Source organism: Phyllobacterium sp. SYP-B3895 (genome assembly GCF_009647635.1).
GTDB lineage: Bacteria > Pseudomonadota > Alphaproteobacteria > Rhizobiales > Rhizobiaceae > Phyllobacterium > Phyllobacterium pellucidum.
The window spans coordinates 514,050-528,016 of record NZ_WJIG01000002.1; the positions used below are offsets into that span (position 1 = coordinate 514,050).

The following is a 13,967-nucleotide window of genomic DNA, read 5'->3' on the forward strand; positions in this document are numbered from 1 at the left end:
GCGTTCGGGGGGAAAACGAGACGCCAATATCGAGGGTGGACCGCCGTTGACCTTTTTCGACGATGACAATCCTAACTATTCGAAAGTGGACGGCGAACTCATGCAGTTCGCCCTCGACAATGCCGCCAAGAGGCTCGGACTTTCCGACAAGAATGATCCCGAACTCAATACGCTCGCACGTTTCGTCCGTGCGGCATTCATCATCGGCAACCGCGATGCAACGGCAATGGCTGAATTCGCGGTCGATGCCGTCATCATGCGGCGCAAGCGTGTCGGCGCGGACACTATTGCGCCCTGAACCGAACTGAGCTTCAGCCTTCGCCTTCAGCGGCCTTCGCCGCCTCTGCCGCCTTCTTGCGGTGCAACGTGTCGCGGGCGGCGGCGGCGGCGGTCGCGGAGTGATCCTCGTTTCCGGCAACCTGGACGGTCGGAGAAGCGAAACCAATGCCATTTTCGGCAAAGGCTTCGCGGATCATTGCATAAGCGCGGCGGCGAATGGTGGATTGGTGCCCAGGCTTGGTCATCATGGCAAAGCTCAAGTTGATGCCGTAGTCGCCGAAGGCTTCGACGCCCTTCATCTTTACGGTTTCTATGATCTGTGGACCCATTTCCGGATCGTCCAGCAAGGCAGCCCCTACCCCCTTCACCACCTTTTTGACCTTGGCAATGTCCGTGTCGTAGTTGACGGATATCAGGAACTTGTCGATCACCCAGTCGCGGCTCATGTTCTGCACCGCGCCAAGCGTGCCGAAAGGAACCGTGAAGATCGGACCCCTGTGGTGTCGCAGCTTTACCGAACGGATGCTGAACGACTCGACAGTGCCCTTGTAGCTGCCGCTCTGGATATATTCGCCGACGCGAAACGCATCGTCGGTCATATAGAAGACGCCGCTGATGACGTCCTTCACCAGCGATTGCGAGCCGAAGCCGATGGCAACGCCAAAGATGCCGGCACCGGCGATCAACGGCCCGATCTCGACGCCGAGGCCGGAAAGCACCATCATGACCGCGATAGTCACGATCAGCACGGCGAGGAAATTGCGCAAGATCGGCAGGAGTGTCAGCAGACGGCCGCTGCGGGCAAGCTCGGCCTCATCGCCCCCTTCGATGCGTGCACGTTCGATACGCCGATTGATCAGGCCCTTCGCCAATTGCCAGAGAAGATCGGCGGCAAGCAGAATGACGACGCCGCTCAAGACCCCACGAATGAGGCGCGTAGCGCTTTCGTCGCCCATCAGGCCGCTTGCGCGGAACCTTGCAACCGATGCGAGCCAGGCAACCGCGATAATGATGACGACGGCGCGCGCGCCGCGCTCCATGAGCACTTCGAAAATCGCACTGCGCGACTTGGCCGCCTCTTCATCGCTCCCGAAGAAGGAGCGAACGATCGCGCTCGTCGCCCGCAAGATCGGGGGAAGCACGAGCGCGTAGATACCGACCCAGAGCAAGATGCCGAGGCCCGCGATCCAAAGCAGCCAAAGGACGCACAAGTAGAAGGTGAGCAACCATTCCTTCAAACGATAGACCTTTGATTCCGTTGGCGCTTCCGGGCGGCGCCATACTGCTTCGATCCCAATTGCGAGCAGACCAAGGCCGAGAATGTAGACCAGAAGACTCCGGACGTTCGGCGTGAAATTCAGAACGTCCATCAGGCCGGCCAAAGCCCAACCGGCGAAAAAAATGAAGGCAAATGCACCGACGCGCGGGTACCAGAATTTCGCTTTGACGTCGTCCATGGGGATCAAGCGCAGTTGCGGGTGTACGCCGTCGCTTGCATAGGCGCGGTGCGTGCCGAGGAGAACCGCTGTTATCTGCATGATCGCGCGCCAGGCAATGAGCGCAATCAGCAATGGCAGCACCAATTGAGAAAGCAGCGGCGGCCAGGTGAAAGCAAGAAATGCACCGACGCTGGCGATAGCAAAGACAACGAGCGGCGCAATGGCGATGAATATCGCCTTGCCGATCACGTGATGGCGCGCGGTGGTACGGGCCTCGGTGACGTTGGCAAGGCTGCGTTCATGGGCACGGCCAACCAGGCGTCGGAAAATAAACTCGGCGCCGAATCCAAGCGCGGCAAAGCCCGCGAACAGAACGAGGATGGCCCCCGGTCCGCGACCATGCACTTCGGTCATGATCGTGTCGCTGGCTTCCTCGAACTCGCCCGGCACTTCCGGAATAGCCTCGCCGATCCCGCGTAAATGCGCACGGATCGCGTTGGACCACTTCATGAAATCATTCGCCGAGGCGCCCATCGACTCTTCCGTTGCCGGCGCGGCATTCTTTTTCTCGAGCCACGCCTTGACCTCGGGATCGTCGAGGAGCTTCAAAATCTGTTCGACTTTCGCGGGAGGCGGCGCAGGCGCCGTCTGCGCGCGGGCAGTTGCGGCACAGCCCATGAAGGCGATCAGGCCCAGTGCAAGGAGCGCGGCCGCTCTCGCCGCCCATACCCGAAACACGACACTACCCATCAACCCGCCCCCAACAAATTTCTTTCACTATGCCCCACAATATGCCGAACTGCGTTACGAATAAATTGCTGTATCAATGCACCCGAGCGAACCCGGAATCGCCCGCCGAAGCGGTCATGCTGGCAAGGGAGATCAGCCATCAATTGCCGGGCCCGCTCGGGTGGGGCAATCGGAGGGAGGCACCCTGGTTGCCCGTCCGATGTTCGGTCAAATAAAGTGCCGCGTCAAAGTTGTTACAGTAACATCGTTGCAATTGGGTATAGTGCCGAGCATCTTCTTGGGCGACGGCGATAGCCTGTTCGGTCGGATCTCCACCTGAATAGATCCACTTTTGCTTGGGGTTAGAGCATGAAATTCATCCTTGCGGCTCTCGTTGCTTTCTTCTGCTGCGCCAGCCTGGCTGAAGCGCAAACGATGGAAAAAAACATGTTGGAGCGCCGGACCGCGCGCGCGATCCGCAACGTAGGATACTGGTGCGATCAGGTGTCGAACGCCTATGTCGACAAGGTATTGTCTTCCATGGGCCCGACGGTCGTGCGCGTCACCTGCGACGACAAGACCCGGTTCGAGCAATATAAGTTGACGATGACCAAGGACAACAAGATCGCGAAGATCGAAGTCTGGAAGTAACGCCACGTCGAAGCGACGGCCGACGCCAATGCAGGCGAATCAAGCCGGCGACGTTCCCCCGGGGCTACATGCCCGCGGTGCGCAACAGCATCAGGACCGATACCCACAGGACCAGCATGCTGGTGAGACCGATGACGTAGTAGTTTGGTGAGTGTTCCATGAGAGCGCTTGTACAATGCCGAGGTTTTTAAATTGCTAAATCGCACCAATACAATTTGAACCACTCATAATTTTTTTTACCGGCTTGCCCAAATGCGTCGCCCGCCCCTTTAACCCATTTGGGGGGAGAGTGTTCGTCCATCGTGCATGTTAGGATGACGGCTCCGTCAGAGCGCACCACGGGGGTGGTCCATGCATAAGGCGTTGCTCTTTGCGGTGGCGACCTTGGCTGCCATCGTCACTTCTTCGCGTTCGCACGCATGCGTCGATACCGCACTGGTGCTGGCGGTCGATGGCTCGGGCAGCATTAGCGACGAGGAATACGAATTCCAGAAATCGGCGATCGTCGCGGCGTTCCGTGACAGGCAGGTCCTGTCTGCCATAAGGGCATCCGGAACCGTCGCGGTTGCAGCGGTCTTTTGGGGAGATGGCGAGTTTCCAGCGCAGATCATCGACTGGACCGTCATGGACGGCATCGAGCCTTCGCAAAAGTTTGCCGACGAGATCGAGAAAAGCGAGCGGGTGGTCTTCGGCAACACCGATATAGGTGACGGTCTTTGGGTCGCGCTGGAGCTCCTGTCGGGATCGCATGCGTGCGCGAGACGGCGGATCGTCGATATTTCCGGCGACGGCATGGAAACGACAAGACCAAGACGGAGGCGCTCGGTTTCCCTGCTTCAGGCACGCCAACGTGCGCAAGAGATGGGCGTTACCATCAATGCCTTGGCAATCTCCGATGAAGAGACCGATCTCGCGGATTATTACAACGACCGGGTCATCCTCGGTTCCGAACGGTTTGTAATGAACATACGAAAGTTCGAGGATTTTGCGCTGGCGATCAGATTGAAACTCATCAGGGAATTATCCTGACTTTCCGCCCGCAACTGCCGACAAGATTCATGCGGCAAAAATCGACCTGGGGGGACGAGCTGCTCAACACCTATTGTGGAGATAATGGTCGGAGTGGCGGGATTCGAACCCACGACCCCTTGACCCCCAGAAGTGCCACAGGCGTTTTCAGTCAAGTGCACGCGTTTTCAAAACCATTGTAAATTAATAGCTTATGGGATAATGATAGTTCAGTGGTTTTCATTTGGGTCCAAGCGTTTTCAATAAAGTGGACCCAGAATGGACCCAGAATTTGAAAGACCCTAGACCCCTTGTCTCTTTGACCCCTTGAGCGACCCCGAAACTGGACCCAGACAATGCCCGTAATCCACCTCGACGACACCTTCGCAAAGACAGTCCAACGGCCCGAAAGAGGCCATGTCGAATATACCGACGACAAGATCAGCGGCTTCGTTGTCCGCGTCTATTCGGACCGCATTGTCGGCACCTACCGCTATAAGGCGCTCGGCAGCGCCAAGAAGAAACGCGCACCGCTCGACGAGCATCCGCATATCACCATGGCCAAGATGCGCGCCAATGCCGAGATCGAGCGGGGACGTGTGCGCGGCGGCGCTGATCCTGCTGCCGAGCGTGAGACGATCAAGACGGAACGCAAGCGTAAGGAAACCGAGGAAGTTCTGACCATCGACAAGGTAGTCGAATTATACACCCCTGCCCTCAAGGAACGGAAAGATACTTGGGACCAAGACCTAGGTCACCTCAAGCGCAACTTGCAAAAGCAGTTCGGATCGACCGCCCTCGCCGACGTCACCAAGCCGCAGCTTGCCGCTCGCATCCAAGAAGTCAGGAAAGATGCACCGGTCAGCGCCAACCGATTGCGGGCCGCCATGCTGACGTTTTTCCAGTGGTGCGTCGATCAGGGCCTGTTGCAAGCCTCGCCGATGATTGGGATTCCAAAAGCCAAGGAACGCAAGCAGGAAGTTGACCGGACGTTGAGCGACGCTGAACTCGTCGTGCTCTGGCGCGCCATTGACAAGGCCAATCTGGCGGCGGGCGTTAAGGCGGCACTGCATGTTTTGGCATTGACTGGTCAGCGGCCAGCAGAAATCAGCGGATTGGAACTCAAGGAACTGCATTATCTCGATACCGATGAGGCCTATGCCGATATTCCAGCACATAGAATGAAGGCGAGGCGACGCCATGTCTGGCCGATATCGAAGCCGGTTGCTGCCATCATCAAGCGAGAAATTGCCCGCCAGCAGGAAGAGGCCGAGGCAGATGATCGTCCGATGGGGGAATACATCTTCGCCAGCCGGTTCCTCAGCCGCGAGCGCGTTGCCCGCCATTCTCTATCGCAAGCCTTGCGCCGCATCATTCCGGCACTCGACGAAACCGGCGAGGACGGCGAGATCGTCAAGCGGTTGAAGGCTGACCCGCCGACGCCGCATGCATTTCGCCGAACGATGGTCACTGGAATGGCCCGCTTGCGGATACCCAAAGATTATCGCAAGGCGGTCGTCGCCCATGTCGATGACGACACCATGGCGCAGCATTACGACGCGCACGATCTGTTCGATGAAAAGAAGATGGCGCTCGATACTTGGGCGCGCCATGTCCAAGCCCTGCTTTCCGGTGAAAAGCAAACCGGCGCTGTCATTCCGCTGCGGGCACGCTCATGAAAGATGAGTTGCGCAAGCGGCTCGAAGCCTTGGGTGCGCGTGCCAGTCTCGCCGACGATCCGACGGGTATTCGCGAGATGCTGCCGAGCGAGGCCACGATGGGATTGCTCGATAAATTCGCCGCCGTACTGGATGAATTGGACGCACCAGCCGTCGCGCGTGGTCGCCGTTCCGAAGGACTCAAGGAAGTTGCCACGTCTGCAACCAAGGCCGTGGCGGCTGGCATGAAGGTCAAAGACATCGTCGCAGTGGCGCGCGACTTTCTGTCGCTTAGCGACAAGGATGCCCGCAGTCTTCGAACGATGATCTACGAAGAAATGCGCAAGAACGGCATCAAGGCCAAAAAGCCTAGAAAAACAAAACCGGCTTGGGGATTACCCACGCCGGAACAGTAATTAAATGGCGGGTCTTTAATTACATTTGCAGTCCGTTTCACCAAGGCGCAACGTTCTTCGTAATTCAGATGACATTGATGTTTTGCGGAGAACGGCCATGGACTTCCATGATGACGACGACAGGATTTTGACTCCCGCCGAAATAACGGCGCTGACCAGCCTCTCGGAAACCTCGCAGTGGCGCGGAAGAAAGGAAGGATGGTTTCCACCCTACCTCGACCTGTCGCCTGGTCGCCGTGGAAACACGTTGGGACAGATTCGTCGCCTCATGCGCGAACGTCAGGCAGAAGCCGAGGCACGCGCCAAGGTTGGTCTCGATGCCAAACCGCGTTCCCGTGGTCGTCCGAAAGCTTTGACGCGACTCTCAAACTGAAACCGCCGCGCTGGTCAGTGCGCGGCGGATCAGAAGGCGAGATGGTTATCCAGTAACACAGCGATCATAACGCCCCTTCCCCTTCCTGCGCAAGACAGCGGCTTCCTCGATCAGGAGGAACCGATGAACAAAACCGATGATGATGCCGAACTTGTCGCCTTTCTCGCAATGCGCGAGGCGCATTTCGCGCTGATGGAAAATTTCAGTTTCGCCAATGCCCGCAAGCTCAAAGACGCGCTGCTCGCATTCCTGAATTGCACCTTGCCGCCTGACAAGCGCATCGAGCCGCTAATCCATTTCTGTCCACCGCATGGCAACGACAATGGCGGCACGGGGAGCGCGGCATGACCTTTCGCTCGCCATCCGAGGTCAATCCCCTGTGGGAAGAGGAGTCGGTCAAGCACCAGTCAACGCCATTCAGGCCCAATGCGACGAAGGCGAAGCCGGACAATCCGCTGCCGATCATCACCGCCGCCAACCTCGCAGGCCTGCCGCGTCCGGAACGCGAATTTCTCGACGAGCAGCGCATCTTGCCGATGCGCAACACCATCATGCTGTCAGGCGATGGCGGCGTCGGCAAATCGTGGATCGCCATGCAACTTGCCGTTGCAATCGTCGCAGGAACGCCGTGGCTCGATATCGCCGTCCGGCAAGGCGGCACGCTCTATGTGTCCGCCGAAGACGATTTCCAGGAAACCCACGCGCGGCTGTTCGATATCTGCGAGGCCGAAGGCATTGATCTCGCCAGCCTGACAGAACTCAAACTCAGCCTGCTTGCTGGCCGTGACGCTGTCTTGGCCGTCGAGGACGCCAAGGCTGGACGGATGCAGGCGACGAAGCTTTACCAGGCACTGGTGCAGCAACTTGAACACGAACTGCCCACGCTGCTGATACTGGACAATCTGGCCGACATTTTCAGCGGAAACGAAAATTCAAGACCGCTGGCCAAGCAATTCATCGGCATGCTGCGGCACCTCGCCATCGAATTCAATTGCGTCGTGCTGATTCTCGGCCACCCCTCGCTTTCCGGCTTGGCGTCAGGCAGCGGCACCAGCGGCTCGACGGCTTGGAACAACTCGGTTCGTGCGCGGCTCTATCTGCACACCGTCAAGGACGGCAACGGCGTCGAGGTGGACGAAACCGTTCGGCTGCTCGAAGTGATGAAGTCCAATTACTCGGCCAAGGGCTTGCCCATCGGCCTGCAATGGAAGGATGGCCGCTTCGTCCGCAAGGACCCGCCCAAACCCTTCGATGCTATCAAACTCGAACATCTGGAAATGGTGCGGACTGCCTTCCGCGAGACTTCATACCGCACCAGCGACCAGTCCGAGGACTGGGGTGGCTACGTCGTCGCCAATATCGCCGAACTCGATGTCGGCCGCGGCCTTGCCGTCAGCGAGCGCACATCGGAGCAAAACCGGGCAAGGAGCAACGTCAGGATCGTGCTCAACCGATGGGTGGAAAACAAGCAGCTTTGCATTGTCGAACGTCTCGACGCGAAGAGCAGGCCGCGCAAGTTTTTCGGTGTTGTGGATGACGCGGAGTGACGCCGCTCAAGGTGGAGAAAAGGTGGAGAAAATGCCCCGTTTGCATACCCCAAGACAACCCTTACCCCCCCTGCACCCCTTTAGGGGTGAGGGGGTGGGGTGGGGTGTCCCGCGAGAGGTGGAGAACCGGCACGCCGAGGCCGCACGACATCGGCAAAAACAGGGAGACGGAAAAATGCTGACTGCACAAGAACACAATGCCGTCGTGGACTTTCTCATGGCGAGCGAACTTGAGGGAAACGCATTGATGGAAGCCACTGCTGCACAATTTCCACGCCTCACGTTCGGCGACTTGGGCAGAGCGTCACTCGATGCTCGTGATCGACTAAAGGAACGAGGGATGGTCAATATCGCCGAGGGTGAGGCTATGCTTCAGCTTCTTGCCATCTTCGACGGTTTGCCTGAGACACTTACGTTCGATGAGGCAATCGCCATCAAGGTCAAGCAAGGCGATCAGCGTGCCATGTGGTTGCGTGACAACCCAGAGTACGTCAGCAGCTTACAAACACGGATCAAGGAAGCGCTGGCCGAGAAGCACGCAGGAGAGTGATCCAGTATCTGTGGATAGCGGTGTAGGACTCTGACGGAAGTATCGGCACATGTGCCGATAGAGTCGGAAGGAAGTATTGCCACATGTGGCAATAGGCGGTCTGCGGGGACGTCAGGGGGGTGGCAAGAGGGGGACACGGGTGCCCGCCGGGTGAGCGCGTCCGGGCTTTCTTTCTACATTCCGCTCGTTCAGAAAATGCCTAAAGGGCTGAAAACCCGCCGAAAACCGGCATTTTTGGGCTTCTATATCTTCGTTTATCCGGAGTCTGTCCGCGACGCAACTGGGACGATCTGGAAACCTTTTAGACTCTAAAAGCTTTCTGGCCAGCCTTTATTGCCGATACCAGTCGCGGTCTTCCGCGCCGCTGCCGATCAACGCATCCATGATGTCGTCGTCTTCGACATCGTTCGAGCCGACGAGCCGCGCCCGTGAAGCTGGTGACAGACCAAGCTGCTGGCCGGTGACGTCCATCTCCTTGGCATACACCAGCGAAATCTTGATCAGCGGGTTTGGCGTCGGCAGTTTCGTGGCGTCTTCGTTTTCGATGAGCAGGCCGCGTTTCTCGATCTCTTCGTTGATCAGGCCATAGGCCCGCCAGGCGTGAACGAAGCGTTGCAGGATCGAACTGTCCGCTTTCCGCAGAAAGTCCGATGGCATCGCCGACACAACGAACAGCCAGAGCCGTTTCTCGGCCACAGTCATACCGTCCGGCATTACCGGTGCGCCCTTGGTGCGCAGCGGCGGCCTGATCGCGCTACGGCGCTTTTTTGCCCGGTTTCCCTCAAGTTTCTTCACTTCCGCTGAGACTGGTTTGCCGCGCATCAGTGCGAAGCCCTCGTCTTCTCGGCTACCAAATCGGCCAACCGCTGAATCACGTCCTGCGGTGGATCGGAAAACCGCTGGCCCCGCAGAACGCGGTCAAGCGTCGAACGATGGGTGCGGCAGGCTCTAGCGATCTCGGCCAGCGTCATGTCGAATTTTTGCAAGCGGCGAATGTTGGCAAAGACGGTGCGCGGATCGTTCATTTCGACAGCACCTTCTCATGCAGTTTCACGATCTTCGTGCCGAGTGCGTAGGAAGGGGATCGAATTTCGCCATTGCGGTAGCGCCAGAGATGGCCCGCGCTCGTACCCAGTTCGCGAGCGATCGCACGATAGGTCATGCCAGTTGCAGCCAACTCTTCGAGTTTGCGTTCGAGCATGTCAGCAATTTTACCGTCGCGAATCGTCGGCGCCATGGGCGCGACTATATCGCATACTTGCGAGATGTGGTATTTAGATACCGCCGTGGATCGCTGGCGGCCAGCATCGGAAACCATCCGCCCTCCACCGCGCAGGAGGGCATTTTCATGGGATACGCAGACATCTCCATCGAACGCCGGATTGCCAACATCGATGACAAGCTCATCGGTGTCAGCAAGGCCGTCAAAGCCTCTCGCCGCGATACCGCCACCGACGCCATCGTCAAAGGCATCGTCTGCCTTGCCCTTGCCCATACGAATGGCGGCAGTGCCGTCGATGCCGCTGGCCAGCACTACCCGCGCCAGAAGACGAAGATCATCGATGCATTGCGCAACCCGCGTGGCTTCCTCATCGAGCGGGCGCAAACCGATCCGGCGCGCACCGACGTTCCAAATTGGGCTGGTGATCTCGTTGGAAGCGGCGTCTACGGGGTCATTCAGGCGCTGTCGCCGCGCTCCGTGTTTTCCCAGCTTTCCGCCGTTTCGCTGTCGCTGGACATGTCTTCCTTCGGCTCGATCCGCCTGCCGACGCGGGCCTTGCCGCCCGCAACCGACAATCCGTTCGTCGGCGAAGGTGCGCCGGTTCCGGTGCGCGCGGTCGATCTCGGTTCGGCAGTCCTGTACATCTGGAAATGCGGCGTCATCAGCCACTATACCCGCGAGATATTGCGGCGTTCGGTGCCGAGCGTCGAAAGCGTGTTGCGGCAGGCTCTGGCCGAAGACCTGGCCACGGGCATCGACGCCATTTTGCTCGGCGACGGCGATGTCAGCAGCAGCCAGCCGGAAGGCCTGTTGCATGGGCTGACGCCGTTGACGGCATCGTCGGCGACGTCACCTGCCGAGGCCATAACTGCTGATCTCATGACTTTGGCGTCGGCCTTCGATCCCGCGGCGAGCCGCATCGCCTATGTGATGAACCCGATGCAGGCGTTGAACGTCCGCCTGCAGCTGACAACTGCGGCAACGCTGATGATCATGGAGTCGTCCGTGCTGCCGGTTGGCCGCGTCGTCGCCATCGATCTCGACGATCTTGTCATCGGCACGGGCGGCGGTGCCGAGATCAGCATCGTCGAGGATGCGACCATCGTTGCCCGCGACGATCCGACTGCGGTGTCGAGCGGCGGCACAATGGCAACGCCGACGACGAGTTTGTGGCAAATGGCGTTGACCGGTATCCGCCTTCTCGAATCCATCGGATGGACCACGCGTCATGGCCGCGTCAGCTTTATGGACGGTGTGCAATGGTGAACCAAACAGCGCGGGCGACTGGGGCATTTGTCATCTCTTCGAGAGTGCAGGAAGAGTTTTGCTTCATTTGCGCGCGCCTGGCCGGTGTTGCAGTCGCGCGCGGCACCGGCCACCACTCTTAGCATGAAGGACCCACGCCATGAACGTGATGCAGCAGCCTGAAAGCACCCGCTCGATCGTCTGGGACCTGTTCGACGTGTACCGCCGACTTCGCGAACTGGAAGCGCAGGCTTTCGAGATCGAGCGCGCGACGTTGCTGCGCAAGATCGCGAGGCTCGAACAGCAGGAGCGCACATGAGCAAGATCATCAAGCATCAGGAGATGACTGCGGAAGAACTGCAGCAAAGGTCCGAAGAGATCATCGCCAAGCATCCGAACATCTGGAAGGAAATATCCGCCGAAGCCATCGTCGATGTGCTTGGAAAGGAAGTCGGGCGCAACAATGCCGAGATCGGCCAGCGCATCGACACGATCGGCAAAGACATTGACGAGCGCTTTGCGGCAATCGAAGAACGGCTGACGCACTACGAGGACCAGCAAAACCGGCTGCGCCTCTCCATTCGCGAGTTTCAGTTGGACCTGAGTGAGGAACTGACCGCCTGGCGACGGGGGGTAGACAATGAACGTCGAGGATTCGACTCATCAACGCAATAGTTGAGGCTAGACGAAGCAGCAAGTTTGTCTAGAAACGTGTTCGAACAAACTCCGCCCATCCATTGGCAATAGCCAATTGTTCGTCAATCGCTTTCGACAGGGTGGCGTTGTTGGATTTGAATAAAGAAGTTTTACCCCCGAACCCATCATATCCAAATCGATCATAAGAGGAATCCGAAAATAGCATGCACCATCGTTGAATGTGGTGCACTTTCTCTTCTAAATTTTCTCTTGATAGACGAAGCCCTGTTTGCTGGCCATGAACAATTTTCTGCCTAGCATTGTAAGATGAAGATAATGAGTGAGACAAACTTGCGTAATCATCGCCGATTAGTTGTGAAAATTTTGCTCCACAAAGAAGCGAGATACTGCCTCTCAAAGAGATGTGCGAAATCGTTTTCTTGCTCCGTATAACTTCTCGCAACGCCGGCTTTTCAGAACGTCCAAGTTCAGAGGATTGATAAACCAGAAAAGCGGCAACTTTCCGCAACTGTCGTTCATACTTGATCCAAGCCAAGCAGAATGCGTCTACCCCCCTTGTATCGAACTTTGTAGCGAGAAGTGCGTTTACGGTGGCAAACTCCCTTTCACAACCAACAGTCATCGTTACGCCTCCAAACAGAGAACGATAAACTCTGAAAGACTGTCCCAGATCGCCGTTAGGTGATCTGATGAGGGTGCGAAATTTGGCGAGTGGACATAGCGGTTGAGCGTATCGGCGGAGACTAGTTCTTCGGTGTGTTGGAATTTGGCCAGCATAGTCACTTGCTTCTTGTCAAGTTTGCCGCGTCCCTGCATGTGACTACCAATTTTTTGTACGCGTACCGCAAGCTTATCATTCGTGTGAACGACGGCTAAATTTTGCTGCTGGATGTAGTTTTCTGCAGACAACTCAATAAGAACCCGCAGTAAAACGGCAATTGCGTTGGGATGTCGCGCCAATTCTAGATGGTACTGTAGTTCCTCCCATATTTGGTGATGCCTTTGCAACCGGCCCGGCCATACCAATCCGTAGTCCTTATGGGGAATAAGATTCTTTCGTTGTACGGGCTTGGCCGTCTTAGTGGTGGGAGTCGTGGTCGTTGGACTGGCTGACTTCTGCTTCGTTGAAGGTATCGATCCCTTCTTTTGCTTGGATACTGATATTGAAGATAAGGGTGGAGGAAGGACACCCTCTCCAGCTAAGCCGTCGAGGTAGGCGCTCTTTCCATCCACATCCCAAATATCGCTCAGCACGACCTTGCGCTCAGCAAGGTCTCTTGCGATTCGAGCCATCGCGGCAAGCGAAGCCGTCTGGTCGTGTGTAAATTCGAACCGGCCTTTGTTAACACTGAAACCTACACGGTTTCGGAACGGTTCGGCAGATAGTAATCGGTTCATCGTTGATCTAGGGATTTTGCGATGTGCCGGCAATAGCTTTGCATGAGCCAACAGCTTCTCAATCTCATCCGCAACATTGACGCCCCCGCCTTTGCCGGTGCGAGAGACGAAAGTCGTTTTCATACGATCGTCCCAGTTGCTTTGACCAATTCCGTTCTGCGTGCCCGTATGACGTCGATACAAAATTTCGTCTATTCTATCTCGATCGCTCTCTACTTGGCACAATATTTGAATAGGAAAAACGCCTTTCCAATTGGCTCGCTGTTCACGAAAGAAAGCTTGAAGTTCCGATGTAGGGGCGCGTCGTGGATCATCGAGGAGTTTCAGACATGTTATGCGGCGGTTTCCATCAAAAACGACATATTTAGAATCTACTGGGGCAACGAGCGGCGTTTCATAGATTTCGCCTTCCACGACGATATCCTTGGCCAAATTGCGCATGTGGGCTTCGCGCTCATTAAAAAGCCACGCTATGGCGGCCGTTTCATTCTCCAATTCACCGTGTCGGTCGTTTGCTCGGTTCACTAATAGTAAGTTGAGTGCTATTTTTCGGAACGCCATTTGATCCCTCAGAAAATGTGCTCTTTGGAGCGTTCCATTGTGCTACATCTTCTTGAACGAATACTTTCTAACGGAGCAGTATTTATTGGCACATCACGGTGTGCCAAGAAGCTGTAGGCGGAAAGGGAGTTGATGGCCAGACAAGTGAAGCCTGAGCGAAAGGACGTCAGCGGAACCGGCGAAGCCGATCAGGTCGCCGTGTTCACCGGCAAGGACAGGATCGGCGGCAGCGAC

The 13,967-nt window shown here is 57.1% G+C and carries 18 protein-coding genes; 12 read left to right on the forward strand and 6 right to left on the reverse strand.

Features of this window, described 5'->3' with window-relative positions; translation table 11 throughout:
• Window positions 1-46: 46 nt before the first annotated feature.
• Complete coding sequence (locus tag GF108_RS08855; protein ID WP_153667667.1) at window positions 47-298, forward strand: hypothetical protein; 252 nt, start codon at window positions 47-49, stop codon at window positions 296-298.
• 13 nt (window positions 299-311) lie between these two features.
• Here GF108_RS08855 and GF108_RS08860 read toward each other — a convergent pair whose 3' ends face one another.
• Complete coding sequence (locus GF108_RS08860) at window positions 312-2,468, reverse strand: mechanosensitive ion channel family protein (RefSeq protein ID WP_153667668.1); 2,157 nt, start codon at window positions 2,466-2,468, stop codon at window positions 312-314.
• 348 nt (window positions 2,469-2,816) lie between these two features.
• Here GF108_RS08860 and GF108_RS08865 point away from each other — a divergent pair, with 348 nt between their 5' ends.
• From GF108_RS08865 to GF108_RS08900, 8 genes are all read left to right on the forward strand, one after another.
• Window positions 2,817-3,098 carry a hypothetical protein gene (locus tag GF108_RS08865; protein WP_153667669.1) on the forward strand — a complete coding sequence of 94 codons (282 nt, stop codon included), beginning with the start codon at window positions 2,817-2,819 and terminating at the stop codon, window positions 3,096-3,098.
• A gap of 351 nt (window positions 3,099-3,449) precedes the next feature.
• Window positions 3,450-4,127: a DUF1194 domain-containing protein gene (locus GF108_RS08870; protein ID WP_153667670.1), complete on the forward strand. Its 678-nt coding sequence runs from the start codon at window positions 3,450-3,452 to the stop codon at window positions 4,125-4,127.
• Window positions 4,128-4,462: 335 nt separating this feature from the next.
• Entirely contained in the window at window positions 4,463-5,785 is a 1,323-nt protein-coding gene (locus GF108_RS08875) for a tyrosine-type recombinase/integrase (protein WP_153667671.1), read from the forward strand.
• Window positions 5,786-5,793: 8 nt separating this feature from the next.
• Window positions 5,794-6,180 carry a hypothetical protein gene (locus tag GF108_RS08880; protein WP_153667672.1) on the forward strand — a complete coding sequence of 129 codons (387 nt, stop codon included), beginning with the start codon at window positions 5,794-5,796 and terminating at the stop codon, window positions 6,178-6,180.
• 97 nt (window positions 6,181-6,277) lie between these two features.
• Window positions 6,278-6,553, forward strand: coding sequence for an AlpA family transcriptional regulator (locus GF108_RS08885; RefSeq protein ID WP_153667673.1), 276 nt, complete (start codon window positions 6,278-6,280; stop codon window positions 6,551-6,553).
• A gap of 123 nt (window positions 6,554-6,676) precedes the next feature.
• Window positions 6,677-6,901 (forward strand): hypothetical protein, encoded by a 225-nt coding sequence (locus GF108_RS08890; protein ID WP_153667674.1) that lies wholly within the window; start codon window positions 6,677-6,679, stop codon window positions 6,899-6,901.
• Window positions 6,898-8,100, forward strand: coding sequence for an AAA family ATPase (locus GF108_RS08895; RefSeq protein ID WP_153667675.1), 1,203 nt, complete (start codon window positions 6,898-6,900; stop codon window positions 8,098-8,100). Before GF108_RS08890 ends, GF108_RS08895 begins: the two co-directional genes overlap by 4 nt.
• Window positions 8,101-8,275: 175 nt before the next feature.
• Window positions 8,276-8,650: a hypothetical protein gene (locus tag GF108_RS08900; protein WP_153667676.1), complete on the forward strand. Its 375-nt coding sequence runs from the start codon at window positions 8,276-8,278 to the stop codon at window positions 8,648-8,650.
• A 330-nt stretch (window positions 8,651-8,980) separates the two neighbouring features.
• On the opposite strand, the gene GF108_RS08905 is transcribed toward GF108_RS08900, so the two are convergent.
• Genes GF108_RS08905 through GF108_RS22190 form a run of 3 tightly spaced genes read right to left on the reverse strand, consistent with a single transcriptional unit; the run spans window position 8,981 to window position 9,968 of the window.
• Window positions 8,981-9,472, reverse strand: a complete 492-nt coding sequence (locus GF108_RS08905) for a phage terminase small subunit P27 family (RefSeq protein WP_153667677.1) — start codon at window positions 9,470-9,472, stop codon at window positions 8,981-8,983.
• Window positions 9,472-9,675, reverse strand: a complete 204-nt coding sequence (locus GF108_RS08910) for a helix-turn-helix transcriptional regulator (protein ID WP_153667678.1) — start codon at window positions 9,673-9,675, stop codon at window positions 9,472-9,474. The genes GF108_RS08905 and GF108_RS08910 overlap by 1 nt, the downstream gene beginning before the upstream one ends.
• On the reverse strand, window positions 9,672-9,968 hold the full coding sequence (locus GF108_RS22190) for a helix-turn-helix domain-containing protein (protein WP_172982600.1): 297 nt from the start codon (window positions 9,966-9,968) through the stop codon (window positions 9,672-9,674). Before GF108_RS22190 ends, GF108_RS08910 begins: the two co-directional genes overlap by 4 nt.
• Before the next feature lie 30 nt (window positions 9,969-9,998).
• Between GF108_RS22190 and GF108_RS08915 the strand changes: the two genes are divergently transcribed.
• From GF108_RS08915 to GF108_RS08925, 3 genes are all read left to right on the forward strand, one after another.
• Entirely contained in the window at window positions 9,999-11,138 is a 1,140-nt protein-coding gene (locus GF108_RS08915) for a phage major capsid protein (protein ID WP_172982601.1), read from the forward strand.
• Between the two features lie 139 nt (window positions 11,139-11,277).
• Window positions 11,278-11,436 (forward strand): hypothetical protein, encoded by a 159-nt coding sequence (locus GF108_RS08920; RefSeq protein WP_153667680.1) that lies wholly within the window; start codon window positions 11,278-11,280, stop codon window positions 11,434-11,436.
• The gene (locus GF108_RS08925) at window positions 11,433-11,792 is read left to right on the forward strand and encodes a hypothetical protein (protein WP_153667681.1); all 360 of its coding nucleotides are present in this window, start codon (window positions 11,433-11,435) and stop codon (window positions 11,790-11,792) included. Before GF108_RS08920 ends, GF108_RS08925 begins: the two co-directional genes overlap by 4 nt.
• A gap of 28 nt (window positions 11,793-11,820) precedes the next feature.
• Here GF108_RS08925 and GF108_RS08930 read toward each other — a convergent pair whose 3' ends face one another.
• Window positions 11,821-12,396, reverse strand: coding sequence for a hypothetical protein (locus GF108_RS08930; RefSeq protein ID WP_153667682.1), 576 nt, complete (start codon window positions 12,394-12,396; stop codon window positions 11,821-11,823).
• A 2-nt stretch (window positions 12,397-12,398) separates the two neighbouring features.
• Entirely contained in the window at window positions 12,399-13,733 is a 1,335-nt protein-coding gene (locus tag GF108_RS08935) for a hypothetical protein (RefSeq protein WP_153667683.1), read from the reverse strand.
• Window positions 13,734-13,967: the final 234 nt, after the last annotated feature.

What these genes read in the sequence shown, in the direction of transcription:
- GF108_RS08890 (WP_153667674.1), top strand. Translation starts at nt 6,677, where the DNA reads ATGAACAAAACCGATGATGATGCCGAACTTGTCGCCTTTCTCGCAATG.
- GF108_RS08925 (WP_153667681.1), top strand. Translation starts at nt 11,433, where the DNA reads ATGAGCAAGATCATCAAGCATCAGGAGATGACTGCGGAAGAACTGCAG.
- GF108_RS08875 (WP_153667671.1), top strand. Translation starts at nt 4,463, where the DNA reads ATGCCCGTAATCCACCTCGACGACACCTTCGCAAAGACAGTCCAACGG.
- GF108_RS08920 (WP_153667680.1), top strand. Translation starts at nt 11,278, where the DNA reads ATGAACGTGATGCAGCAGCCTGAAAGCACCCGCTCGATCGTCTGGGAC.
- GF108_RS08885 (WP_153667673.1), top strand. Translation starts at nt 6,278, where the DNA reads ATGGACTTCCATGATGACGACGACAGGATTTTGACTCCCGCCGAAATA.
- GF108_RS08865 (WP_153667669.1), top strand. Translation starts at nt 2,817, where the DNA reads ATGAAATTCATCCTTGCGGCTCTCGTTGCTTTCTTCTGCTGCGCCAGC.
- GF108_RS08900 (WP_153667676.1), top strand. Translation starts at nt 8,276, where the DNA reads ATGCTGACTGCACAAGAACACAATGCCGTCGTGGACTTTCTCATGGCG.
- GF108_RS08915 (WP_172982601.1), top strand. Translation starts at nt 9,999, where the DNA reads ATGGGATACGCAGACATCTCCATCGAACGCCGGATTGCCAACATCGAT.
- GF108_RS08870 (WP_153667670.1), top strand. Translation starts at nt 3,450, where the DNA reads ATGCATAAGGCGTTGCTCTTTGCGGTGGCGACCTTGGCTGCCATCGTC.
- GF108_RS08860 (WP_153667668.1), bottom strand. Translation starts at nt 2,468, where the DNA reads ATGGGTAGTGTCGTGTTTCGGGTATGGGCGGCGAGAGCGGCCGCGCTC.
- GF108_RS08895 (WP_153667675.1), top strand. Translation starts at nt 6,898, where the DNA reads ATGACCTTTCGCTCGCCATCCGAGGTCAATCCCCTGTGGGAAGAGGAG.
- GF108_RS08905 (WP_153667677.1), bottom strand. Translation starts at nt 9,472, where the DNA reads ATGCGCGGCAAACCAGTCTCAGCGGAAGTGAAGAAACTTGAGGGAAAC.
- GF108_RS08935 (WP_153667683.1), bottom strand. Translation starts at nt 13,733, where the DNA reads ATGGCGTTCCGAAAAATAGCACTCAACTTACTATTAGTGAACCGAGCA.
- GF108_RS08910 (WP_153667678.1), bottom strand. Translation starts at nt 9,675, where the DNA reads ATGAACGATCCGCGCACCGTCTTTGCCAACATTCGCCGCTTGCAAAAA.
- GF108_RS08930 (WP_153667682.1), bottom strand. Translation starts at nt 12,396, where the DNA reads ATGACTGTTGGTTGTGAAAGGGAGTTTGCCACCGTAAACGCACTTCTC.
- GF108_RS22190 (WP_172982600.1), bottom strand. Translation starts at nt 9,968, where the DNA reads ATGGTTTCCGATGCTGGCCGCCAGCGATCCACGGCGGTATCTAAATAC.